We start from the raw sequence: 24,249 nt of genomic DNA, 5'->3' as shown, positions 1-24,249 counted from the left end.
CTGAAGACACCGCTTTACTTTCCGGCGTCGTGATTAACTAATGGAGCCAGACGTGTCGCCATCCAGTCGGCAATAAACGGCTGGGCGTCACGGTTGGGATGGATGCCATCATCCTGCATCCACTGCGGCTTGAGATAAACCTCTTCCATAAAGAAGGGCAGCAGTGGAACGGAGAACTCGCTGGCAAGCTTTGGATACACGGCGCTAAAGGCCTCATTATAGCGGCGTCCATAGTTTGCTGGCAGACGAATTTGCATTAATAACGGTTGGACGTTGGCCGCTTTGAGCTGCTGCAAAATAGTGCGCAGAGTTTGTTCAATCTGCTGCGGTGGAAAACCGCGCAGCCCATCGTTACCGCCAAGCTCCACCAGTACCCAGCGTGGTTGATGTTGTTTGAGCAGCGCGGGCAGGCGAGCCAGCCCCTGCTGAGCGGTGTCGCCGCTGATACTGGCGTTGACGACAGTGGTTTTTGGCTGCCATTTATCATTTAACAGGGCGGGCCAGGCGGTATTGCCTGCCATGCGATAGCCTGCACTCAGGCTGTCACCCAGAACTAACAGCGTGTCCGCCGCCGCGGCGCGAAAGCTTAACAGAATCAAAAACAGGACAGGCAAATGCCAGCGGAAAACGTACTTGAAGTTCATCATCTTAAGAAATCCGTCGGTCAGGGGGAGCATGAGCTCTCCATCCTTACCGGAGTTAACCTGATTGTCAAACCGGCGCAAACCCTTGCTTTAATTGGCGAGTCTGGCTCTGGTAAGTCGACGCTGTTGGCTATCTTAGCTGGCCTTGATGACGGCAGCAGCGGTGAGGTCAAGTTGCTGGGCCATCCGTTAGAGAAAATGGATGAAGAGGCGCGTGCGCGCTTACGTGCTCAGCATATTGGGTTTGTCTTTCAATCGTTTATGTTGATCCCGACGCTGAACGCGCTGGAAAACGTTGAACTGCCCGCGTTACTGCGCGGCGAAAGCGATAAGCAGAGCCGACAGGGCGCGAAAGCGCTGCTTGAACAACTGGGGCTGGGCAAGCGTTTACAGCATCTTCCGGCGCAGCTTTCCGGCGGTGAACAGCAGCGTGTGGCGCTGGCCCGCGCCTTTAACGGCAGGCCAGATCTGCTGTTTGCCGATGAACCGACGGGCAACCTCGACCGCCAGACCGGCGACAAAATTGCCGATCTGCTGTTTTCTTTAAACCGTGAACACGGCACCACGCTGATTCTGGTGACTCACGATGCCCAGTTGGCCGCGCGCTGCGATCGTCGACTGAGGCTGGTCGATGGGCAACTGCGGGAGGAAGCATGATTCTTCGCTGGTTCTGGCGCGAATGGCGTTCGCCATCGCTGCTGATTGTCTGGCTGGCGCTGAGCCTGGCGGTGGCCTGCGTGCTGGCGCTCGGCAGCATCAGCGACCGCATGAACAAAGGGCTCAATCAGCAAAGTCGTGACTATATGGCCGGTGACCGGGCGCTGCGCAGTTCGCGTGAAGTGCCGCCCGTGTGGCTGGAAAAAGCGCGCGCTCTGGGGTTAACCGTAGGCGAGCAGATTAACTTTTCCACCATGACCTGGGCGGGCGACACGCCGCAGCTGGCGGACGTGAAAGCGGTGGATGACCATTATCCGCTTTACGGTGACCTACAAACGCTGCCGGTGAACGTCAAACCGCGGGCTGGGACAGTGTTGGTGGCACCGCGTCTGATGGCGCTGCTGAATCTGAAAACCGGCGACAACATTGATGTCGGCGATGCCACGTTACGAATTGCTGGAGAAGTGTTGCAGGAGCCAGACAGCGGCTTTAATCCCTTCCAGATGGCGCCACGCCTGATGATGAACCTGGCCGACGTCGCCAAAACCGGCGCAGTCCAGCCCGGTAGCCGGGTGAGCTGGAACTACAAATTCGCCGGTACACCGTCGCAGCTGGCGAGCTACGAAGGCTGGCTGCTGCCGCAGCTGAAGCCGGAACACCGCTGGATTGGGCCGAATCAGGACGACGGAGCCTTAGGGAAGTCGCTGCAACGGTCGCAGCAGTTCCTTCTGCTGTCGGCGCTGTTAACGCTGCTGCTGGCGGTGGCTGCCGTCGCTGTGGCGATGGGACACTACTGCCGCAGCCGCTATGATCTGGTGGCGATTTTGAAAACGCTGGGCGCCGGGCGGGCGCAGCTGCGTAAACTGATTATCGGTCAATGGGGACTGCTGCTGGTGCTGTCGGCGCTAGCGGGCGGCGCGATGGGGCTGGTGTTTGAATCTATTCTGCTGACTTTGTTAAAACCGGTGCTGCCAGCGGCCTTACCTGCCGCCAGCGCCTGGCCGTGGCTGTGGGCCGTCGGCTCGATGACGGTGATTTCGCTGTTGGTGGGGCTGCGGCCTTATCGTTTGCTACTGGCGACACAGCCGCTGCGCGTACTGCGTCAGGATATGGTCGCCAGCGTCTGGCCGTTGAAAGTGTATCTGCCGGTGGTTTGCCTCATTACCGTGGCGCTGCTGGCGTGGTTGATGGGCGCAAGCCCGCTGCTGTGGTCGGTTCTTGCCGGGGCCGTGGTGTTGGCGGCGCTGTGTGGGCTGGTGGGCTGGCTGCTGCTGAAGGTGCTAAAGCGCCTGACGCTGCGTGCGCTACCGCTGCGACTGGCGGTCAACCGCCTGCTGCGCCAGCCGTGGTCAACGCTAAGTCAGCTGGCAGCCTTCTCGCTGTCGTTTATGTTGTTGGCGCTACTGCTCGTTCTGCGCGGCGATCTGCTCGATCGCTGGCAGCAGCAGTTGCCGCCGGAGAGTCCGAATTATTTCCTGATCAATATTGCTCCTGAGCAGGTGAGTGAGGTCAAAGCCTTCCTTGCCGATCATCAGGTCATCCCCGCGGCGTTCTACCCGATTGTTCGCGCGCGTCTGACGCAGATTGATGGGCACAGTACGGAAGGCAATAAAGACGAGTCGCTTAACCGCGAGCTGAACTTAACCTGGCAGAATCAGCGTCCTGAGCATAATCCGCTGGTGGCGGGCGCGTGGCCGCCGCAGGCAGGGGAGGTCTCGATTGAGGAAGGGCTGGCGCAGCGACTGAATATCGGCCTCGGCGATAGCGTCACCTTCACCGGCGATACCCAGGACTTTACCGCTAAAGTCAGCAGTATTCGTAAAGTGGACTGGGAGAGCCTGCGGCCAAACTTCTTCTTTATTTTCCCTGACGGTGCGCTGGATGGTCAGCCACAGAGCTGGCTAACCAGTTTCCGCTGGGATCGCGATACATCGCTGTTAACCCAGCTTAACCGTGAGTTCCCGACGGTGAGCCTGCTGGATATCGGTGCCATCCTGAAGCAGGTCGGCCAGGTGCTGGCACAGGTGAGCCGGGCGCTGGAGGTGATGGTGGTGCTGGTGACCGCCTGCGGCGTATTGCTGCTGCTGGCGCAGGTCCAGGTGGGGATGCGTCAGCGTCATCAAGAGCTGGTGGTCTACCGCACACTGGGGGCAAGCAAATCGCTGCTGCGCGCCACGCTGTGGGCTGAGTTTGCGCTTCTTGGAGCCATTTCTGGCCTGGTCGCCGCCATCGGGGCAGAAACCGCGCTGGCGCTGCTGCAAAGTAAGGTGTTTGATTTCCCGTGGTCGCCGGACTGGCGGCTGTGGGTGGCACTGCCGGTATGCGGGGCGCTATTGCTGTCGCTGTGCGGCGGCGGGTTAGGGTTACGGCTGCTGAAAGGGCGAGCGCTGTTCCGCCAGTTTTCCGGCTAGCGATAAGAAATCACGGCCTTATTGGTCGGTTGATTTACACGCCATTCGACGGTCTGCATGGATTGTCGAATGGCGTTTCTCTTTTCCCTGAGCGGTAATGCCAGGTGACTGTCGAGCAGGCAGCTCAAAATTGCCCATCCTTTCATCAATTTGCCTCGTTTACGGCACCATTCGGTAAATCTGGAAAGCTAAAGCGCACGTTTCATTAAAAATCAGCGAGGTGTAATTTATTAATAAACGATAATATTTGTCAGCCAGATAGTTGGCTCAAAATCTATCAAGGAAAAATAATGACTATAAAAATGAAAGCACTGGCGTTATCGATCGGTGCAGCAGTGGCATTGACGTCTTTCGCATCCCAGGCTGAAATTACCCTGCTCAAGCAGGATCCTCAGGCTGGAAACCCGCTGAGCCGTCTGAACTTCACCGTTGGCGGGAGTATCCGTCCACAGTTCAACATGATGACCGGTGACGGCGACAAAGGCTCTTACAAACGTAATGGCTTCGATGGCGGCACTCGTTTCCGTTTCGCAGCAGATTACTACCTGTTCGACGATATTAGCTGGGTCAGCTACTACGAACTGGGCGTGAACATCCCTGCGGTCTTCGACTGGGATAACCACTACGCCGAAGGCGCAAACGACACCACCCGTCGTATGCTTTACACCGGCCTGAAGAGTGATACCTGGGGTACGCTGACCTTCGGCCAACAGAACAGCATCTATTACGATGTGGTCGGTGCGAAAACCGATATCTGGGACTATGACATGATTGGTCAGGCGCCAGGTAACGGTATCAACGGTGACTACGATGGTTCTTATCGTACCCGTAAATCTCTGAAGTATAAGAAAACCGTAGGCGACGTTGATCTCTACGCTTCTTACCTGTTCAGCGATGATCTGAACCTGAACAACGGCCTGATGTACAAACGTAAAGGCGGCGGTTCATTGGGTGTGGATTACCACATCACTGACGATCTTTCCTGGGGTACTGCATGGAACTATACCCGTGCGGACATGAGCAACGTCAACAACAGCGACGGCAAAACCTACGATCAGAACATCGTCGGTACAGCACTGAGCTGGACGCCTGACAACTGGACCTTCTCCGTTGGCGGCGGCTGGTACCAGAACTTCATGACCACCAAGAAATCGTCCGTTCACGATTACTTCGCCGGTGATGCATGGGGTGTGGAATACTTCGCGGGCTACAAAATCCCGGTTGGCCAGTACGCGCTTAAATCCGTTCAGCCATACTTCATGGGTGACCGTATTGAATACGTGAATGGTCGCAACTACCAGCGCATCGATAATGGCGTGGGTATCAGCTTCCAGCTGGATTATGGTTTCCGTGTTGACTACGAACACGTATTCACCTCCAGCACCGATGACCTGGGTGATATGAACCTGGTGCGTCTGCGTTACGATTTCTAATCGTATTAAAGGGCGGCTTAGGCCGCCCTTTGCATAGTTTATTTTCAACTTTCGTTAGCTAAAAAACGTCTAACTTCTGCCGCCATTCCCGCTTTTTTGTTACACATCAGCTGGTTATAATTTCGCTCCTCAACTACTCCATTATTTCATTTTATGTTACCGACAGCAGAGCCTTATCTGTCTGTAAATTCTGACTTTTCTATTCTGTATGGAATTGTGAAGCGGTTAACAAGGTGAAGGGGATTCAATTGCGTGCCCATTGATAAAGGCGCTTATATACCGGGTTAAATATAAAACCGGATATTCAGCCTGCACCGCGCGGTTGAAAGAAATGTTGACTACCGGTTCGTCGGTTTATTTCTTTGCAGGAATAAGAATTTTAAAGGGTAAGGAGTTAATGACGTATGCGTAAATTAGTTATCCCCGCCGCATTGATTTCACTGGCGCTGGGTCTCACCGGCTGTGACGACGCAAAAAATAAAGAGACCGCGAATGCTCCGGCTGCCAGTAGCAGCGCGGCGAAAGACGGTGGTTCGCTGATTATTGGTATTACCTCCGGCGACCCGCTGGCGGTGAATCCGATTTACGCCAGCGATCGAACCACGCTGACCATCATGCAGGCGCTGTACGCTCCGCTGTATAGCTATAACGACGGCAAAATTGAGTGGGGCCTGGCGGAAAGCCTGGAGCCGTCCGCCGATAACCTGAGCTATATCCTCAAACTGAAACCGAATCTGAAGTGGCAGGATGGCCAGCCGATCACCGCTGCCGACGTGGTCTTCACCTTTGATAAGCTGCTGGATGAAAAACAGCACAGCTTCTTCCACAGCATGTTTATGTTTGGCGGCAAGCCGGTGCAGGTCAGTAAGGTTGATGATTTAACAGTGAAATTTACCCTGCCACAGGTGAGCGCGGCGTTTGTCGGCACGCTGGTGCAGATTTACCCGATCCCGCAGCATGTATTCGCCAATGAAGGCGATCTGGAAAAAAGCAGTAAAAACGATGCCCCGGTGGGCTCCGGGCCGTTCAAATTTAAAGAGTATCGCGCGGGCCAGTACTATTCCCTGACGCGCTTTGACGATTACTGGAACGGCAAAGCCAAGCTCGATTCCGTGACCTACCGTTTTGCTAAAGACAGCAACTCGGCAAACCTGGCGTTGCAAAACGGCGAAATCAATCTCAAGATGGTTGATCCGCAGGATGTTTCGCGCCTGACGAAAACCGATAAATTCAACTTTGTGGTCTACCCGGAAGGGCGTCTGGCGTATATGACCTTTAACCAGAATGTGCCGGCGCTGAAAAGCAAAGAGCTACGCCAGGCAATTGCCTACGCTATCAATAAAAACGATCTGGTGACTACCGCCTTTACCTCGACGGATTACGCCAAACCGGCAACCTCCTTCCTGACGCCGGATACGCTGTACCATTCTGACGATGTCGAACAGTACGCCTACGATCTGCAGAAAGCCAAAGATCTGCTGAAAGCTTCCGGCGCGCCGAGCGACCTGAAGCTGCGTTTGGCCTATATCAACACCAATAAAACTCAGGAAAGCATGGGGCTGTATATTCAGCAGCAGCTGAAAGCGCTGGGGCTCAACGTTGAGCTGATGCCGCTGGATGCCAACGCCATGTCGCAGCGTAGCCTAGATATGAACAACACCGCGTATGAACTGAGTCTCGGTGGTTACATCATGGGCGCGGAGCCAGACGGCTATAAATCGCTGTTTATGAGTAACGAAGCCTACAATTACGCGCACTACAAGAATCCGCAGTTTGATGCACTGTGGGATAAAGGCGCGGTCGAGACCGACAGCGCCAAACGCGGTGAAATCTATAAGCAGATCCAGCAGGTTGTTGCCACCGACATGACCTACTACCCAATTGCCTATACCAACGCGGTGGTGGCGGTTGATAAACGCTTCGGCGGCACCAAAGAAGCCGAGCCAAAACCGGTCTATATGTTCCAGGATTTATCAAAAATCTATCAAAAATAAAAATGATATACGCTTTGTTCCCTCTCCCTTTTGGGGAGAGGGTTAGGGGATTCTGGCACTAAGTTGCTGGAGACCCTCACCCCGGCCCTCCCCCTAAGGGAGAGGGGGAAAGGCGTTAAGGTAATGTCGTGAACACAATGCTGACACGTCGGCTGCTACAGCTGCTGCCGATGCTTTTCTTTATCTCGCTGGTGGCGTTTTTGCTGGTCAAACTTGCCCCGGGAGATCCTATCCAGGCGTACATCACGCCGCGCATGTCGCCGGAAGATATCGAGCGTATTCGCCATAGCCTCGGGCTGGATAAACCGCTGGTGACCCAGTACCTGCTGTGGCTGAAAAATATTCTGCGCGGTGATTTGGGCTATTCGCTGATCTACCACCGCCCGGTGCTGGAGATGATTCTTGAACGTATTCCAGCCACCCTTGGCCTGATGGGCGCTTCATTGCTGCTGGCGATTGTGCTGGCGGTGCCGCTGGGCCTGCTGGCCGGTGCGTTCAAGCATCGCTGGTTGGACTACGTGCTGAACCTGTTCGCCTATATCGGGATCTCGGTGCCGATTTTCTGGTTCGGCATACTGCTGATTACCGTTTTCGCCGTGCAGCTCAACTGGTTTCCCAGTATGGGAATGCGCACCATCGGCGTCGAAGATAGCTGGCTGGATGTGCTGCGCCACGGCGTGCTGCCGTGTATTGCGTTGACCTTTTATAACCTCTCGACCTACGTGCGCTACGTGCGGTCGAACACCATTACGCAGCTGTCGGCAGACTATGTGCAGACGCAGCTGGCCTACGGCGCGACCTATCGCACAATTTTGTTCCGTCACGTGCTGAAAAACGTCCTGCTACCGGTGATCACCCTGTTTGGCCTGTCGTTCGGCGAGCTGGTGGTTGGCGCGTACGTCACCGAGAGCGTCTTCTCCTGGCCGGGAATGGGGCTTTTAGGGATCCAGGCGATCACCTCGCTGGACTATCCGCTGATCATGGCGATTATCCTGCTGTCATCGCTGATGTTGATCGTCGGCAATCTGCTGGCCGATCTGCTGTATCGCTTTGCCGATCCCCGCATTCGTACTTTGAGGTAGCCGACGATGAATCGACGCTGGCAAAACGTTCGCCACCAGCTCCGCCGCAATCGTCCGGCGCAGTTTTCCCTGCTGGTTTTGTTTATCTTTGTTATCGCCGCGCTCGCGGCGGGTTTTAGTCCTTACGATCCGGACCAAATGTCGCTGGCCGCACGCATGCTGCCGCCCGATGGGGCACACTGGTTTGGTACCGACGAGTATGGCCGCGACTATTTCACCCGCGCGCTGTCCGGTGGGCGAATCTCGCTGATGGTCGGCTTTCTGGCAATGCTGTTTTCTACGCTGATTGGCACGGTCGTCGGCACCATTAGCGGCTACTTCGGCGGTTGGCTGGATAACCTGATGATGCGCGCCGTCGATATTCTGATGGCTATTCCAGCCTTCTTCCTGCTGCTGGTGTTGAATGCCTATCTGAAGCCGGGTGTGGACAACATCATTATGATTATCAGCCTGTTGACGTGGATGAACATGTCGCGGCTGGTGCGTGCGGAAACCCTGTCTATCAAGGAGCGCGAATACGTGCTTTACGCTCGCGCTTCCGGGGAAAATCCACTGCGCATTATCGTCCGGCATATTATTCCCGGCGTGCTGCCGACCATTATTGTGGCCGCGACGCTGAATATCGCCTCGGCAATTTTGATGGAGTCGACGCTGAGCTTCCTCGGCCTTGGTGTCCAGCAGCCCGCCGCGTCGTGGGGCAGTATGCTCAATAACGCTCAGTCGTATATCGGCGAGGCTTCCTGGCTGGCGATGTTCCCGGGCATTTTGATTCTGCTGACCGTCTTTAGCTTTAACGTACTCGGCGACGTGTTCCGCACCGCCTTCGAACCGGGGGCCAACCGCGATGCCTGATTTACTCGAACTCGATAATCTGCAAACCTCATTTTTCACCCGTGATGGGGAAGTTCACGCGGTGCGCGGCGTGAGTTTTGCGCTCAACGCCGGGGAATTGGTTGGTATCGTTGGCGAATCCGGTTGCGGCAAAAGCGTGACCTGCAAATCGATTCTTCAACTGCTGGGCAATAACGGCAAAATCACCGGCGGCAGCGTACGTTTTCGCGGCGAAGATTTGGCGCAAAAAACGCCGCAGCAGATGCGACAAATTCGCGGCAACGATATCGCGATGATTTTCCAGGATCCGATGACGGCGCTGAATCCGGTGCTGACAATTGGTCGGCAGATGAGCGAAATCCTGATGCGCAATAAAGGCCTCAGCCGCAAAGCCGCCAATCAAAAGGCGCTGGCGATGCTGGAGAGTGTGGGCATTGCCGACGCGCCGCGGCGCTTTAAGCAGTATCCGCACGAATTCAGCGGCGGGATGCGCCAGCGAGTAATGATTGCCATCGCGCTCTCCTGCGACCCGCAGCTGTTGATTGCCGACGAGCCGACAACCGCACTGGATGTGACCATTCAGGCGCAAATTCTGCGGTTGTTGAAATCGTTGCAGCAGCAAACCCAGGCGGCGATTTTACTGATTACGCACGACCTTGGCGTGGTGGCGCAGATGTGCAGCCGCGTGGTGGTGATGTACGGCGGATTGGTGATGGAAGAGGGCCGCGTCGAGGATATTTTCCTGCGTCCGGCGCACCCGTACACCCGGGGACTGTTGGCCTCGCTGCCACGCGCCGACGACCCGGAACACCGGTTGTCGCCGATTGAAGGCTCACCGCCGGGACTGTTGAACCCGCCGCCGGGTTGCCCGTTTGCCGAACGCTGCTCGCAGCGTATGCCGCAGTGCGCGGCGCTGCCTGCGTTTCGTCAATGCGGTGAAGGACATCGGGTGGCGTGTTGGTTATGGGCGGAACAGGAGGTATCGGCATGAGCGAAGCACCGTTAATTCGTCTGCGCGACGTGCGTAAACATTATGCCCTTAACGGCGGCATCTTTAGCCAGAAACGGGTCGTAAAAGCCGTCGATGGCGTCAGCTTTGATATCCAGCCGGGGGAAACTTTCGGCCTGGTGGGGGAGTCTGGCTGTGGTAAATCGACGGTGGGGCGTTCTATTCTTCGACTGTTTGATATCACTGCGGGTGAAATTGAATTCGCCGGGCAGGATATTGCGCAGGCGTCGGAGAAAACCCTTAAACCGCTGCGTCGTCGGATGCAGGCCATTTTCCAGGACCCGTGGTCGTCGCTTAACCCCGGCATGACGGTACAGCAGCTGGTGGCAGAGCCAATGAAAATCCACGGCTATGATACCCACACTCAGCGCGAGCGCGCTGAGGAAATGCTCTACAAAGTGGGGCTTAAGCCCGAACATTTGACCCGTTTTCCGCATGAGTTTAGCGGTGGGCAGCGTCAGCGCATTAGCATTGCGCGGGCGCTGTCGGTACGTCCGGAGTTTGTGTTGTGCGATGAGCCACTATCGGCGCTGGACGTGTCGGTGCAGGCGCAGGTGGTCAATATTTTGCAGGACCTTCAGCAGGAACTGGGGCTGACCTATCTGTTTATTGCCCATGACCTGTCGATGGTAAGACATATTTCCAGCCGTATTGGCGTGATGTATCTCGGTAAGCTGGTAGAGGTGGCACCAGCTGGCGAACTGTATCAGCACCCGGCGCATCCGTACACGCAGGCGCTGCTGGCTTCGGTCCCGGTCGCCGATCCGCGGATTAAGCAGTTAGAAGATGACGGGTTGAAAGGCGAGATCCCCAGCCCAACGGCTGAGCTAAGCGGCTGCCGTTTTTGCAGTCGCTGCCCGCACGTCATGCCACAGTGTCAGCAGCAGGAGCCGCCAATGCGGGAAATCGCCCCGCGTCACTTTGCCGCCTGCTGGTTATTTAAGGTTTAAGCGTGGGTAGAGAGCCAGTGCACGACGTCTTCTGACGTACCCCGGAAGACGACCTTGTCGGCTTTCTTCTCTAGCTGGTAGCGGTACATTGGGTCGTAATATTCGTTAAGCAGCGGCACCAGCCAGGCAAAATGCGCCTCGGTATTGCCGCTGCGCCGTTGCTCGGCCAGCGATTCATCGAGCGTAGCGGTCAGTTCCGCAAAACGCTGCAGTCCCAGACGACGGCGAATGGCGAACAGACCGTGATGCAAATAGGCGCTGTACTCTTGCCAACCCTGTTCTTCACCGTAGGCTTCGAAAAAGTCGTGGTGCATGCGGGTAAAATACTCTTCCCGCAGGCGCTCGATGCGCAACTCAAAAGGATCTTCCACTACCGCGATAGGCGACTGGGCCATACGATCGCGCAGGCATTCCGGCAGATGGTTGGCACCAATCATCCGGCCTTCATCCTCCAGCACCCAGCGAACTTTCTCTTGCTCATGTGCGCCTTGCAGCAGCGCTGTTGCCAGATGGTTCTCAAAGGTCGCCTGTGAAAACTGGGCGTTGAGGGTGCGGCCAAATGAGGAACCGCGATGATGCGCCAGCCCTTCAAGGTCGATCCCCTGCGGCTGCTGGCGAACCAGCGGCGTTTTGCCGTTGCCGGTGCAGCCGCCGATAAGGATTATCGGATGGCGGACCAGCGCTTCGGTGGCCTTAATCGCCGCCTGACGCAGGGCCTTATAGCCGCCAACGATAAGTGGATAGTCGACGCCGTGTTCTTTGACCCAGCTTTGCGTAATATGCGAACGCTGCCCGCCGCGGGCGCAGCACAGGTAGCCGTTCGGTGCGTCGCGGCAGGCGTCCAGCCAGGCCGCAATGCGCTGCTGGCGCGTTTCACCGGCAACCAGCTTATGCCCCAACGCTAGCGCCGCATCTGCGCCTTCACGTTTATAACAGGTGCCAACGGCGGCGCGCTCGTCGTCGTTCATCAACGGCAGGTTAACGGCGGCGGGCATTGCGCCCTGAGCGAACTCAACCGGTGCGCGAACGTCAATGATGGGCGTTTCCGCGCGCAGAATGGCGCAGTAATCCGTCCCATTATTCATGGGGAAATCCTTCTGTGAACAAAGTGGGGGTATTGCGGTTACGGCGGGATTTTACGCTTCAAGGAGGGGGCCGGGGAAGCGTAAGTTACTCTCCCCGGCACTAAAGGCCTATTTCAGACGCGTTTGCGCCCAGGCTATGCCGCTTGCGTAATCGGCAGGCAGCAGCGGAACCAAAGCTTCCAGCGTGGCGGAAAGACGGCCAGTGTCGCTGTCATTGAGGTTCAGATGACCGACTTTGCGGCCTTCACGAACGTCTTTGTCATACCAGTGCAGGTGCACCAGCGGCAGCTTCAGCCAGTCATAGTTCAGTTTGGTACCAATCAGGTTGACCATCACCGATGGGCTGTTAACCACCGGCGGCGGCAGCGGCAGATCGGTAATTGCCCGCAGATGCAGTTCGAACTGGCTGATAGAGGCACCGTTTTGGGTCCAATGGCCACTGTTGTGCACGCGCGGAGCCAGTTCGTTGATCAGCAAACCGGCTGGCGTCACGAAGCACTCCATCGCCATCACGCCCACGTAGTTCAGCTCCTGCATGATGGCAGAAAGCATGGTTTCTGCCTGCGCTTGCTGCTGCGCATCAGCCTGCGGGAAGGCGACGCTCATACGCAGAATGCCATCCTGATGCAGGTTGTGGGTCAGAGGGTAGAACACGGTGCTGCCGTCATGCGCGCGAGCGCCGACCAGCGACACTTCGCCGGAGAAATTAATGCCTTGCTCAACGATGCACTCACCGTAGCAATCATCCGGTAGCTCGGCGGTTTCATCCACGCGCAGACGCCACTGGCCCCGACCATCGTACCCACCGGTGCGGCGTTTCACGATAGCCAGTTCGCCCAGACGGTCAAAGACCGCAGGCCATTCATCCCTGCTCGCCAGGAGTTGCCACGGTGCGGTCGCAAGACCGAGCTTATCGAACAGCTGCTTTTGCGTCAGTCGATCGGCAATAATCGGGAAAACGTCGCGGTTAACAAAGGCTTTATGCTCAGCCAGTTCGCGAGTCAGCGCGGTTTCCGGCCAGCGCTCAATCTCGGCGGTGATAACGCTTTGCTGGAACGGCACGGCGGCCGGGTCGGCCTCTAAGCCTACGGGCCAGACGGCAACGCCTAAGGGTTCACCGGCCTGGCGCAGCATCCGGCCTAGTTGACCATTGCCCAGTACGCAGACCTGCTTCATGCCGCACCTCGTGGGTCTGGATTATCCAGCACGTCGTCGGTTTGTGCTTTACGCCAGTCTTGCAGACGCTGATGCAGTTCCGCGTCATGCTGCGCGAGGATCTGCGCGGCGAGCAGAGCGGCGTTGGCGGCACCCGCTTTACCGATAGCCAACGTGCCAACCGGGATTCCGCGCGGCATCTGTACGATGGAGTAGAGGCTGTCGACGCCGCTTAATGCCGCGCTTTGTACCGGAACACCCAGCACCGGGACCAGCGTTTTGGCCGCAATCATACCGGGTAAATGCGCAGCGCCACCGGCACCGGCAATAATCACCTGATAACCGTTGCTTTCGGCTTCTTCGGCAAAGCTGAACAGTTTATCGGGGGTGCGGTGGGCGGAAACCACTTCAACGTGGTGAGGAACATTCAGAATATCGAGGATTTCTGCGGTGAACTGCATGGTAGCCCAGTCGCTTTTGGACCCCATCACGATGGCGATACGTACCGGATTATTGCGGGAAGACATGCGTCTTAAAACTCCTGTGGGTGTGCTGCACACGACGTTAGAGGCCACAGAGAATAACACGGAAAATGGGCAAGGAAAACGGTTGCGTAGCCTTCGTTAGGGGGAATCAGGTGGAAAAATTAAAACGGGAAGGGGATAAGTTCGACGTCTTCGCGGCTGACTTTGACCATTGAGCCATGGCTATGCCATGCGCCGAGTACCACGCGATGCGCCGTTTCACCGTTGGCGTGAAGCGTATGGATATCCGGACGGTGGGTATGCCCGTGAATCAGCCACTGGACGTGATGTTTTTCCATCACCGTCACCACTGCCTGCGGGTTCACATCCATGATTTCCATCGACTTGCTGCTGTTGGCGGCTTTACTGTCATTACGCATTTTCTGCGCGATACGACGACGGATAAACAGCGGCAGGGCGAGAAACAGGGTTTGGATCCACGGCGTGTGGACTTTGGCACGAAACGCCAGATAGCCGGGATCGTCGGTGCACAGGGTGTCACCGTGCATTATCAGCACGTCGCGGCCGTAGAGATTGAGGACTTTTTCTTCGGGAAGCAGCTGCATATCGCTCTCGCGAGCGAAACGCTTGCCGACCAGGAAATCACGGTTGCCGTGAATGAAGGAGCAGGGAACGCCGGAATCGACCAATGACTTGATTGCGTTAGCGATTTCCCGGTGTAACGGGTTGGGATCGTCGTCGCCAATCCAGGCTTCAAACAGGTCACCCAGAATATACAACGCATCGGCGCTGCGCGCTTCACCGGCTAAAAAACGCAGAAAACCGGCGGTTATCGCCGGTTCTTCTGTTTGCAGATGCAAGTCTGCAATAAAGAGTGTCGCCACCAATTACTCGCTGACGGTCACGCTTTCGATGATAACGTCTTCTTTCGGAACGTCCTGGTGCATGCCGCTACGACCGGTAGAGACGGCTTTGATTTTATCAACAACGTCCATGCCTTCAGCGACTTCAGCGAAGACACAGTAGCCCCAACCCTGCAGGCTTTCGCCGGAGAAGTTCAGGAAGTCGTTATCTGCTACGTTGATGAAGAACTGAGCGGTCGCGGAGTGCGGAGCCTGAGTACGGGCCATTGCCAGCGTACCACGGGTGTTTTTCAGGCCGTTGTTCGCTTCGTTTTTGATAGCCTCTTTGGTGGTCTTCTGGTTCATGCCCGGCTCAAAGCCGCCGCCCTGAATCATAAAGCCATTGATAACACGGTGGAAAATCGTGTTGTTGTAGAAACCTTCGCGGCAGTAGTCCAGGAAGTTTTTAACTGTTTCCGGCGCTTTGTCGTCGAACGTTTTGATGACGATATCGCCGTGATTAGTGTGGAAAGTAACCATTTCTGCATCCTGTTCCGTATTAGAGTGGTGCTTTAGCCCGCAGTTTAGCGGCATATAGGTGCCTGTTATAGCATAACCGACGACATCGATCACCTTGCATTGTGTGCTGCTTCCGGGTTGAATTACGGGTAGAATATGCCGTTTCAGGCGAAAGCCCGGTTCACACACGTAAACATGGAATTCTCGATGCTAAAAATCTTCAACACAATGACGCGCCAAAAAGAGGAATTTAAGCCTATTCACGCCGGTGAAGTCGGCATGTACGTGTGTGGTATCACCGTTTACGATCTCTGTCATATTGGCCATGGCCGTACTTTCGTCTCCTTTGACGTGGTGGCTCGTTACCTGCGTTTTCTCGGCTACAAGCTGAAGTACGTGCGTAACATTACCGATATCGACGACAAAATTATCAAACGCGCCAACGAAAACGGCGAAAGCTTTGTTGCGCTGGTCGATCGTATGATCGTTGAAATGCATAAAGATTTCGACGCGCTGAATATTCTGCGCCCGGATAACGAGCCGCGTGCGACGCACCACATTGCTGAAATCATCGAAATCACCGAGCAGCTGATTACCAAAGGCCACGCCTATGTCGCCGACAATGGTGACGTGATGTTTGATGTCCCAACCGATGCGGATTACGGCAAGCTGTCGCGTCAGGATCTGGACCAATTGCAGGCCGGTGCCCGTGTCGATGTGGTTGACGTTAAACGCAACCCGATGGACTTCGTGCTGTGGAAAATGTCGAAAGAGGGCGAACCAAGCTGGCCGTCACCGTGGGGCGCAGGCCGTCCGGGCTGGCACATCGAGTGCTCGGCAATGAACTGCAAACAGCTGGGCAACCATTTTGATATTCACGGCGGCGGTTCTGATCTGATGTTCCCGCATCATGAAAACGAAATCGCGCAGTCTACCTGTGCACATGACGGCGAATACGTTAACTACTGGATGCACTCCGGGATGGTGATGGTTGACCGCGAGAAGATGTCAAAATCGCTGGGTAACTTCTTTACCGTGCGCGACGTGCTGAAATATTACGACGCCGAAACCGTGCGTTACTTCCTGATGTCCGGCCACTATCGTAGCCAGTTGAACTACAGCGAAGACAATCTTAAGCAGGCCCGTTCGGCGCTGGAGCGTTTGTATACCGCGCTGCGCGGTACGGTACACTCAGACGTCGAGTTCGCACGAAGCGCGCAGTACGTTGATCGCTTCAAAGAGGCGATGGATGACGATTTCAACACCCCGGTGGCCTACGCGGTGTTGTTTGATTTAGCCAAAGAAGTGAACAATGCGAAGCAAGCGGGCAATAGCGAAGAAGCGAATTCCGCCGCGACCTGTCTGCGTACCCTCGCCGCGGTTCTGGGCCTGCTGGAGCAGGATGCCGAAGTGTTCCTGCAAAGCGGTGCGCAAGCTGACGATAGCGAAGTGGCTGAAATTGAATCGCTTATCCAGCAGCGTCTGGATGCGCGTAAGGCGAAAGATTGGGCTGCAGCCGACGCCGCCCGTGACCGTCTCAACGAGATGGGTATTGTGCTGGAAGATGGCCCGCAGGGCACTACCTGGCGCCGTAAGTAAATTTTTCCCCTCTCTCCATCGGGGAGAGGGGCTCTCCTTCCTGCTCTAACGTCCCTGTAATCCCGCGATAAATTCCGTCAACAGATCTGACAGCGGTTCGTCATACCACAACGCATAGAGATCGGCCGGCACGGCCTCTTCCAGCGGCAGAAAACGCACGCCCGGCCAGTGGATCAGCCCACAGGTTTCAGGCAGTAGTGATAATCCCATCCCCGCGCTCACCAGCGCTAACGCCGTCTGCGGCTCATTCACCTGATGGGCGACCAGCGGATAAAACCCGGCCTCCACGCAGTGATCCTGGAGCTGGCGGGCAAAGTCACTTTGATGAAAGGCCAGTGAGATAAGCGGCCTGCCTGAGAGGGCGGTTAACGGCACTTTACCGAATTGGCACAGAGGATCGTTTTCCGGCACGGCCAGCGCGACCGATTCATGCGCGATGAGTTGATTACGAATATGGTCTTCGGCATAGGGCAGCACGTTGCGGTTTATCGCAATATCAATGGTCCGCGCGCGCAGGGCGGCAATTTGCTTATGCTGAGACAGTTCGTGCAGGCTCCACTCAACGCCGGGGTGCAGCGTCTTAAATTTTTTCAGCCGCGTCAGCAGCGTCCCCCATAGCGCGCTGCCGATAATGCCAATGCTGATGTGCTGGTTGGCGCTGCGGCCGATTTGCCGAACATAGTTCAGTGAGTGTTCGGTGGCATTGAGGATGCGATCAACCTCGGTTTTTAAGACCTGACCCGCGCGCGTTAGCGTTACGCGGCGGCTGGTCCGCTCAAAGAGCTTGGTTTCCAGCACCTCTTCCAGTTCTTTAATTTGGATGCTCAGCGGTGGCTGAGAAATATTCAGCCGCGATGCAGCGCGTCCGAAATGCAGCTCTTCAGCCAGTGCCTGAAAATAGCGTAGGGCGCGGATATTTATACGGTTATTAGCCAGGGCGTCGGTCATGGTGTGTTTGGGTAAAAGAGGAGGGAAGGCCATCATGCCGCCCTCCTTTTTTGTTGTCAAACGGCTGCCTGTGTGGAGGAATGCAGGCGTTCCGCGCGGCTACAAACGATGGCGACAACCAACACCAGCAGCAGAACGGCATAAGAAAAAGTGGCGGTATTCAGCGCACCGTGCAGGCCGTAGCGGGTATTCACCAGTGAGGAGACGCTGGAAAATAGCAGCGTGCCGACCGTGCCGCAGGTCAACAATGCGGAAATAAGCGTAGGCGAACTCTGGTTCACCTGCAGCGAGCCGTAGCTCATCAGCCCGGAAAACAGCCCCGAGTTGAAGAAGCCGAAGATGGCGCAAGCCAGTAAAATCAGCGTGGTATTGCTGCTGTTGGCAATCAATGCCATGGCAACGAGCCCTATACCGGTGCAGCCGAGCAGGAAGGTGCGCAGCTTCATCCACTTCACGGTGAACTGATTGAGGAACAGACCAATCGCTTTCGCCACCCAATAGACGGTGGTGTACAGCGCCGCGTCCTGCGGTTGCATCATGAAGCGAGACTGCAAATAGCCCGGCGTCCACAGGGTGAAAATAGGCTCGGCCAGCAGGAAAGCGAACAGGGCAAAGCAGATTAAGTAAATCGACGCGCCCCAAGGCTCGCGCGTGGTGGTTGGACTGTGCTGCTGCGGTGTCGCGGCTTCCGTTGTTGGGAAACGGCAGCGAAGGGTCAGCGCCAGCATCAATGCGCCTAAGCCGCCCATTATGCCGTACATCGCCACCCAACTGGCACCCATGCGGAACAGCCAGGCCAGCAGGAAAGAGAGCGTTGCACCGGCAAGGCTAAAGAAAAAATCGGTAAAAATCAGACTCGATGAGCGGCTCTTTTCGTCCGGATTAATACGCACCACCAGATAACTGCCGATGGTCATGAAAATTCCCCCGCAGGCGCCAATGCCGGCGACGGCGAAGCTGAACATAGTCAGCGTTGGGGCAACGAACAGAATCGCGCTGATAAGCACGGTCAACGCGGCGGCAATGACCAGCGGCTTTTGTAGTCCCCATTTGCGCATCAGAATGCCGCCCAGCATGATAGGGATAAACATGCCGATGTTCATCAGCGTAAAGACCTGGCCGATAAAACTGGGATCTTTATTGAAAGCGGCGCATAGCGGGCCAAGAACGATGCCCAATGTCGAGACCAGTGCGCCAACGAAGTAATAGCTCAGATATGAGACGGCGTTTAAATTAGGGCGAGAATATGAAGTGTCGGACATAAATATCTCTCCAGGCGGGCAGTGTACTACCCGCCGATGAATCAGGGATTAGGCGTACTGTTTGATGAACTGACCAATCAGGCGGATAAAGTCGCCGGTCACCATCGCTGCGCATTTCAACGTCTGTTCGTGCGAGAGTTCTACATCGCTCAGTCCTTCCGCCATGTTGGTGATGGCAGAAACCGCAAGCACTTTCAGTCCGCAGTGACGCGCTGCGATCACTTCCGGTACGACCGACATACCCACCACGTCGCCGCCCATGCGCTGCATCATGCGGATCTCGGCCGCCGTTTCGAAGTTTGGCCCCGGATAGGAGACGAAAACGCCTTCATGTAGGTGGATTTCAAGACCTTTCGCTGTTTGATGTAGCTGAGCGCGCAGGGCTTTATCGTAGGCATTCGCCAGGCTAAAGAAACGCGGGCCAAAACGGTCGTCATTCGGGCCGACCATTGGCGTAGACGGCATAGTATTGATGTGATCGTTCAGCGCCACGAGGCTACCGGCGGGAATCGCTGGATTCAGGGAACCTGCGGCGTTTGTGCAGAACATAAATTCACAGCCGAGTAGCTTAAAAGTGCGCACCGCCTGGGTCATGATGCCCATGCCTAAACCTTCATAAAAATGGCCGCGTCCCTTCATGCAGATAAGCGGTACGCCGTGCAGCGTCCCCATGACGATCTCGCCCGCATGGCCGATGACGGTGCTGACGGGAAAACCCGGCAGTTCTTCGTAGGAGAGAGTGGTTTTGTTATCCATGTCATCGGCCAGTGCACCAAGACCTGAGCCGAGGATAAGCGCAATGCGCGGGGTAAAGCCGGGTTTTGCGGTACGGAGAATTTCGGCCGCTTCGTAAGGGGCGTTATTGAGAATTGACGGTGACATACGGACTCCAGAATCAGGGATGTTTTGCGATAGTCTGGGGAACCGTTGATTGCCAATCCAATTTGATAAGTGGTGGTATTGATATTTAAATCGAATTAATTGCAGAAGGGACGATTTTAAATGTTTGAGATTCAATGTATTACGAACAAGATGTTCGTATGAGCGCCCGGAAACTCGCTCTCCGGGCGTTGCGAATTGTGATGAGTTTCACTTTGGCCGCGCACGGCTTTTTGTGACGTCTGTCCTCCGCGCTGGTTACCGCCGTCGCCACCACAGCACAGCCATAACCGCGATACCTGGCAACCATACCCACATCAACTCTGAAATCATCACCTGATGCCCGTACGGCGTGGTGTAGCGTGAGAGCGCAAATGGCGCGACCTTAATCACCTGCCACGGCGCGAAGAATCGCTCATCAGACCACGGCCACAACCAGCCGACGCCTTTGCCTCCAGTGGTAATGGAATCCAGCAGGCTGTGCGACAGCAACGAGACGGTTAAAAATAGCCAGCAGCGCACCAGGCCTGCGCGGAACCATCGTCGACCTATCAACACGCATATCAGCGGCACCATGAAGGCAAACAGCAGTGAGTGGGTAAAACCGCGATGACCAAAGATATTGCCGTAAGCAATACCGAACTTAAAAGCCAGAACGTCGGCGTCGGGCAGCATCGCCAGAGCTACGCCGGCGAAGAGTAGCCGCGGAGGAATGACGCGCGTGCCCAGTCCTAATCCGAGGCACAATGGAACGGCTGCATGGGTGATAATGGTTGGCATCGGGCGTCCGTCAGCAGAAAGGAAAAACAAAGTATTAGCGGAAAACGCGGGAAATGCAGCAGGGGGATATTCTGAAATTTTGCCAATAAAAACCCGGCGTTGCAGGGCTTCGCCGGGTATTAAGATGCTTTACCGTAGGGATTAGGCGGTAACGGTGACGCTCTGGCCTTCAAAATTTACGGTTTGACCGGCGACAATTTTGCAGCGCTTGCGGGTTTCTACCGCACCGTCAACTTTCACCAGACCGTCGGCAATGGCGATTTTCGCCTGCGCACCGCTCTCGCTCCAGCCTTCCAGTTTCAGTAAGTCACAGAGTTCCACATGCGGATGCTTACCCAAAGAAAATGTTGCCATCTTATGCCTTCTCCACGTCGTGATACTCTTCACACGCCTGTAAGGTGTTTTCAATCAGGGTAGCGACGGTCATTGGCCCGACGCCGCCCGGTACCGGGGTGATGTAAGACGCGCGCGCAGCGGCCTCTTCAAACACCACATCGCCAACTACTTTACCGCTTTCGAGGCGATTAATCCCGACATCAATCACGATAGCACCTTCTTTAATCCACTCGCCGGGGATAAAGCCAGGTTTTCCAACTGCCACAATCAGCAGGTCCGCGTTTTCTACGTGGTGACGCAGATTTTTGGTGAAGCGGTGGGTCACGGTAGTGGTGCAACCCGCCAGCAGAAGCTCCATGCTCATTGGACGACCCACGATGTTGGATGCGCCAATGACCACGGCGTTGAGGCCGTAGGTATCAATGTTGTAGCGCTCAAGCAGCGTCACAATACCGCGCGGAGTGCACGGACGCAGACGCGGCGCGCGCTGGCATAGGCGGCCAACGTTGTACGGATGGAAACCGTCTACGTCTTTATCCGGATCGATACGTTCCAGTACTTTCACGTTATCGATGCCAGCTGGCAGCGGAAGCTGAACCAGAATGCCGTCGATAGTGGTGTCGGCGTTTAGAGTATCAATCAGCGTCAGCAGTTCCGCTTCGCTGGTCGTTTCCGGCAGATCGTAAGAGCGGGAGATGAAGCCCACCTCTTCGCAAGCTTTGCGCTTGCTGCCGACATAAATTTGCGATGCGGGGTTGCTGCCAACCAACACAACGGCGAGCCCAGGAGCGCGTTTTCCGGCCGCAACGCGAGCCTTCACTTTTTCCGCAACTTCAGAGCGCACCTGCTGCGCAATCGTTTTACCGTCAATAATCTTTGCTGCCATCAGGATAAATATTCCATCTGTCATTCACGAAGGGGGGATGTACATATTTTGTCAGATGCGAGGCTCGCTGTCAGTTATCGTTTGCGAGTTTTCAGCGGAAAGTGGTTTTGCTGAACTGTTGAGCGATTGTTGACGCGACTTTATCCACTGCTGCATTCAACGCAGGTTTCACGAGGAAATGGATTGACTCATCGGTCAGTGACCGTATAATTCCACGCGCTTCACCCCATCAGGAAGTGCAAACTTCTCCAGAATGCGCCCTTAGCTCAGTTGGATAGAGCAACGACCTTCTAAGTCGTGGGCCGCAGGTTCGAATCCTGCAGGGCGCACCATTTCAATTCAATAGATTACACTTCTTTTGCTTTCTCCTTATTTCCTTCGTGGGACATATTGGGAACATCCATTTTTTCGCTCTCGTATCCAGGCTGGCAAGAGTGCGAATCTGCTCACATACTGTTCACTGTTTGTTTGTTGAACGCGAAAACTCAAATTATACTGTATGTAATTACAGTATGGTAACGGAGGCAGTATGGACTACGAGATTAAGCAGGTTGAACCACGCAAAATCGCCGGTTTTCATATGGTTGGGCCGTGGGAAGAAACGGTCAAACAAGGGTTTGAGCAGTTGATGAAGTGGGTTGATGGCCAACAAATCCCCGCCCAGGAGTGGCTTGCCGTTTATTATGACAACCCGGATGAAGTGCCGGCAGAAAAGCTGCGCTGTGATACGGTGGTCTCGGTGGCCGATGATTTTTCGGTGCCAGCCAATAGCGAAGGCGTGATGACCGCCGACGTCGCGGGTGGCTTGTATGCAGCCGCGCGCGCGCGAGTTATCGACCATGACTTTTCCACGCCGTGGTACCAGTTTTTCAATAGCCTGATGAAAGATGAAAAACACCAGATGGTGGCCAAACCCTGTTTTGAGATCTACCACAACAACGGTGCGGAAGACGGCTACTGGGATATTGAAATGTTCGTTGCCGTAGAGCCGAAGTCGTAACGAAAGGCGCCAGAGCGCGTTGGCGGCTCTGGCGCTGTTGCTGCCGAATTCCTGTGGCGGCTTCGCGCCTGCAAAGAATCCGGCTGCACAGCGGCTTAGCGCAGTGCTTTGGCGATGGCGCTAAACATCAGCGAGGCTTCAAGCGGTTGCGCGCTGAAAGATGGCTCCGCCTGCGGCCAGGTCGACCACTGGACGACAACCAGGTTCTCTGCACGGTTGACCATAATCATCTGGCCAAAGATCCCCAGCGCCCACATTGACCCTTTCAGTGAATCCTGTGCTGTCGGCACCACATCTTTTGCATTGGCAGGCACTTCATTATTCCACCATTGATAGCCGTAAATTCCCTGAGGATGCGCAGCGGAAACCGATTTTTGTGCCGTGTTCCAGTTGGCTGATTGCGCTACCCAGTTATCCGGCAGGATCTGTTTGCCGTTTGGTAATTGACCATTGTGCAGGACGAATTCACCGAAGCGGCCCCAGTCTTCCAGCGTGGCGTTAAAGCCGTGCGCGCCGACATCGTGTTGCCCTTTCGTGTAGGCGTGCCATACCCCGTCGTTGGCCATGCCGTATGGCTGCCAGAGGCTTTTCTCCAGATAGCCCGCGAGCGTCATCCCGGTTGCTCGCTCCAGGACATCGCCCAACAGCCAGGCACCGCCGGAAGAGTAGGACCAGACTTCTCCTGCCGGATGGGCGCGTTTCAGGCCGGAAACCAGCGTACGTACGCATTCATAGGCACCTGGATGCGCCTCGCATTGTGTCAGTTTGGCAAAGTCTGACTGTGGATTGGTGTAATCTTCATCCCACGCCACGCCGGACGTGTGCTGAATCAGCTGTTTCAGAGTCACGCCGTCCCAGGCGGTGCCTTTCAGATCCGGTTCATATTGCGTCACCAGGTCATCCATGGAGTGAATTTTGCCCTCTTTTAGCGCTACGCCGAACAGGATGGAAACCACCGATTTGCCCACTGAACGCGAAGTCCAAAGCGTCGTATCCGTATTTCCCTCTGCCAGATATTTGTAGGCAACTTTGCCGTCTTTCAGCACCAGCATTCCACTGACGTTCTGTCGTTTGAGGTAATCCTGCAAGTTCCACTGCTGACCGTTGACCTGATAGCTGGCCTGCGTTAGCGGTTTCTCGGCGGCTACCAGCGGCGTTGCTTTACCATGGCGGAAGACATCACCTTTGTAGTTGCGGTAATCATTGCGAAAACCGACTACGCGCTCGGCTTGGCTCCAGGTGAGCATTTTTTGCGTATCCGGCAGTTTGGCATCAAACGGCGCAGGGCATTGGGTGAGTGCTGTTCCCTCACAGGCTGCCATTGCGGGCGCGGAGATAAAGGCTGCGGCCATCAGGCTCGCCAACAGACAGGACTTTGCAGGGAAGGATTTACGTTTATTATTCATAGCGTTCTCGATTTTAGTTATACCCGTAGACTCGTCGCTACCGCGTAGAGGTAGGA

At 55.6% G+C, this 24,249-nt stretch carries 23 protein-coding genes and 1 tRNA gene; 11 read left to right on the top strand and 13 right to left on the bottom strand.

Going from position 1 to position 24,249, the window contains the following annotated elements; all coding sequences use genetic code 11:
• Positions 1-14: 14 nt before the first annotated feature.
• Positions 15-647 (bottom strand): multifunctional acyl-CoA thioesterase I/protease I/lysophospholipase L1, encoded by a 633-nt coding sequence (gene tesA, locus KP80_RS11605; protein WP_156315647.1) that lies wholly within the window; start codon positions 645-647, stop codon positions 15-17.
• Between tesA and ybbA the strand changes: the two genes are divergently transcribed.
• The 8 genes from ybbA to KP80_RS11565 all read left to right on the top strand — a co-directional run bounded on the left by ybbA (position 615) and on the right by KP80_RS11565 (position 11,011).
• Positions 615-1,301, top strand: coding sequence for a putative ABC transporter ATP-binding protein YbbA (ybbA, locus tag KP80_RS11600; RefSeq protein WP_052283798.1), 687 nt, complete (start codon positions 615-617; stop codon positions 1,299-1,301). The two genes, tesA and ybbA, sit on opposite strands and share 33 nt — an antisense overlap.
• On the top strand, positions 1,298-3,712 hold the full coding sequence (gene ybbP / locus KP80_RS11595) for a putative ABC transporter permease subunit YbbP (RefSeq protein WP_052283797.1): 2,415 nt from the start codon (positions 1,298-1,300) through the stop codon (positions 3,710-3,712). The genes ybbA and ybbP overlap by 4 nt, the downstream gene beginning before the upstream one ends.
• A gap of 290 nt (positions 3,713-4,002) precedes the next feature.
• A complete protein-coding gene (locus KP80_RS11590) occupies positions 4,003-5,145 on the top strand; it encodes a porin (RefSeq protein WP_052283796.1) in 1,143 nt (380 codons plus the stop codon).
• 404 nt (positions 5,146-5,549) lie between these two features.
• The gene (locus tag KP80_RS11585) at positions 5,550-7,139 is read left to right on the top strand and encodes an ABC transporter substrate-binding protein (RefSeq protein ID WP_052283795.1); all 1,590 of its coding nucleotides are present in this window, start codon (positions 5,550-5,552) and stop codon (positions 7,137-7,139) included.
• 137 nt (positions 7,140-7,276) lie between these two features.
• Entirely contained in the window at positions 7,277-8,221 is a 945-nt protein-coding gene (locus tag KP80_RS11580; RefSeq protein ID WP_052283794.1) for an ABC transporter permease, read from the top strand.
• 6 nt (positions 8,222-8,227) lie between these two features.
• Entirely contained in the window at positions 8,228-9,073 is an 846-nt protein-coding gene (locus KP80_RS11575) for an ABC transporter permease (RefSeq protein ID WP_052283793.1), read from the top strand.
• On the top strand, positions 9,066-10,043 hold the full coding sequence (locus tag KP80_RS11570) for an ABC transporter ATP-binding protein (protein WP_052283792.1): 978 nt from the start codon (positions 9,066-9,068) through the stop codon (positions 10,041-10,043). The genes KP80_RS11575 and KP80_RS11570 overlap by 8 nt, the downstream gene beginning before the upstream one ends.
• Positions 10,040-11,011: an ABC transporter ATP-binding protein gene (locus tag KP80_RS11565; RefSeq protein WP_052283791.1), complete on the top strand. Its 972-nt coding sequence runs from the start codon at positions 10,040-10,042 to the stop codon at positions 11,009-11,011. The genes KP80_RS11570 and KP80_RS11565 overlap by 4 nt, the downstream gene beginning before the upstream one ends.
• Here the strand turns inward: KP80_RS11565 and mnmH are convergent.
• The 5 genes from mnmH to ppiB form a co-directional block, all read right to left on the bottom strand.
• Positions 11,008-12,096 (bottom strand): tRNA 2-selenouridine(34) synthase MnmH, encoded by a 1,089-nt coding sequence (mnmH, locus tag KP80_RS11560; protein WP_052283790.1) that lies wholly within the window; start codon positions 12,094-12,096, stop codon positions 11,008-11,010. The two genes, KP80_RS11565 and mnmH, sit on opposite strands and share 4 nt — an antisense overlap.
• 108 nt (positions 12,097-12,204) lie before the next feature.
• Positions 12,205-13,272 carry a 5-(carboxyamino)imidazole ribonucleotide synthase gene (gene purK / locus KP80_RS11555; protein ID WP_052283789.1) on the bottom strand — a complete coding sequence of 356 codons (1,068 nt, stop codon included), beginning with the start codon at positions 13,270-13,272 and terminating at the stop codon, positions 12,205-12,207.
• Positions 13,269-13,778, bottom strand: coding sequence for a 5-(carboxyamino)imidazole ribonucleotide mutase (gene purE / locus KP80_RS11550; protein ID WP_052283788.1), 510 nt, complete (start codon positions 13,776-13,778; stop codon positions 13,269-13,271). Before purE ends, purK begins: the two co-directional genes overlap by 4 nt.
• A gap of 119 nt (positions 13,779-13,897) precedes the next feature.
• The gene (gene lpxH / locus KP80_RS11545; RefSeq protein WP_052283945.1) at positions 13,898-14,620 is read right to left on the bottom strand and encodes a UDP-2,3-diacylglucosamine diphosphatase; all 723 of its coding nucleotides are present in this window, start codon (positions 14,618-14,620) and stop codon (positions 13,898-13,900) included.
• 3 nt (positions 14,621-14,623) lie between these two features.
• On the bottom strand, positions 14,624-15,118 hold the full coding sequence (gene ppiB, locus KP80_RS11540; protein ID WP_052283787.1) for a peptidylprolyl isomerase B: 495 nt from the start codon (positions 15,116-15,118) through the stop codon (positions 14,624-14,626).
• 186 nt (positions 15,119-15,304) lie between these two features.
• Here ppiB and cysS point away from each other — a divergent pair, with 186 nt between their 5' ends.
• Positions 15,305-16,696, top strand: a complete 1,392-nt coding sequence (cysS, locus tag KP80_RS11535; protein ID WP_052283786.1) for a cysteine--tRNA ligase — start codon at positions 15,305-15,307, stop codon at positions 16,694-16,696.
• 45 nt (positions 16,697-16,741) lie between these two features.
• Here the strand turns inward: cysS and KP80_RS11530 are convergent, their stop codons facing one another.
• The 6 genes from KP80_RS11530 to folD all read right to left on the bottom strand — a co-directional run bounded on the left by KP80_RS11530 (position 16,742) and on the right by folD (position 21,787).
• A complete protein-coding gene (locus KP80_RS11530) occupies positions 16,742-17,680 on the bottom strand; it encodes a LysR family transcriptional regulator (protein ID WP_419772956.1) in 939 nt (312 codons plus the stop codon).
• Between the two features lie 20 nt (positions 17,681-17,700).
• Positions 17,701-18,906: an MFS transporter TsgA gene (tsgA, locus tag KP80_RS11525; RefSeq protein ID WP_052283785.1), complete on the bottom strand. Its 1,206-nt coding sequence runs from the start codon at positions 18,904-18,906 to the stop codon at positions 17,701-17,703.
• Positions 18,907-18,954: 48 nt separating this feature from the next.
• Entirely contained in the window at positions 18,955-19,788 is an 834-nt protein-coding gene (xapA, locus tag KP80_RS11520) for a xanthosine phosphorylase (RefSeq protein ID WP_052283784.1), read from the bottom strand.
• Between the two features lie 255 nt (positions 19,789-20,043).
• Entirely contained in the window at positions 20,044-20,565 is a 522-nt protein-coding gene (locus tag KP80_RS11515) for a metal-dependent hydrolase (RefSeq protein WP_052283783.1), read from the bottom strand.
• Positions 20,566-20,706: 141 nt separating this feature from the next.
• On the bottom strand, positions 20,707-20,919 hold the full coding sequence (gene ybcJ / locus KP80_RS11510; protein ID WP_004223130.1) for a ribosome-associated protein YbcJ: 213 nt from the start codon (positions 20,917-20,919) through the stop codon (positions 20,707-20,709).
• Between the two features lies 1 nt (position 20,920).
• Entirely contained in the window at positions 20,921-21,787 is an 867-nt protein-coding gene (folD, locus tag KP80_RS11505) for a bifunctional methylenetetrahydrofolate dehydrogenase/methenyltetrahydrofolate cyclohydrolase FolD (RefSeq protein WP_052283782.1), read from the bottom strand.
• A gap of 255 nt (positions 21,788-22,042) precedes the next feature.
• On the opposite strand from folD, the gene KP80_RS11500 reads away from it, so the two are divergent.
• Together KP80_RS11500 and sbmC are read left to right on the top strand one after the other, a co-directional pair.
• Positions 22,043-22,119, top strand: a tRNA-Arg gene (locus tag KP80_RS11500).
• A 197-nt stretch (positions 22,120-22,316) separates the two neighbouring features.
• The gene (gene sbmC, locus KP80_RS11495; protein WP_052283781.1) at positions 22,317-22,787 is read left to right on the top strand and encodes a DNA gyrase inhibitor SbmC; all 471 of its coding nucleotides are present in this window, start codon (positions 22,317-22,319) and stop codon (positions 22,785-22,787) included.
• A gap of 95 nt (positions 22,788-22,882) precedes the next feature.
• Here the strand turns inward: sbmC and KP80_RS11490 are convergent, their stop codons facing one another.
• The gene (locus KP80_RS11490) at positions 22,883-24,139 is read right to left on the bottom strand and encodes a serine hydrolase domain-containing protein (RefSeq protein WP_419772957.1); all 1,257 of its coding nucleotides are present in this window, start codon (positions 24,137-24,139) and stop codon (positions 22,883-22,885) included.
• Between the last annotated feature and the right edge of the window lie 110 nt (positions 24,140-24,249).

This window comes from Kluyvera genomosp. 1 (assembly GCF_001266615.1).
Classification (GTDB): Bacteria; Pseudomonadota; Gammaproteobacteria; order Enterobacterales; family Enterobacteriaceae; genus Kluyvera; species Kluyvera cryocrescens_A.
The sequence above is the reverse complement of the archived record's forward strand: the minus strand, read 5'-3'. Positions and strand labels throughout refer to the sequence as shown.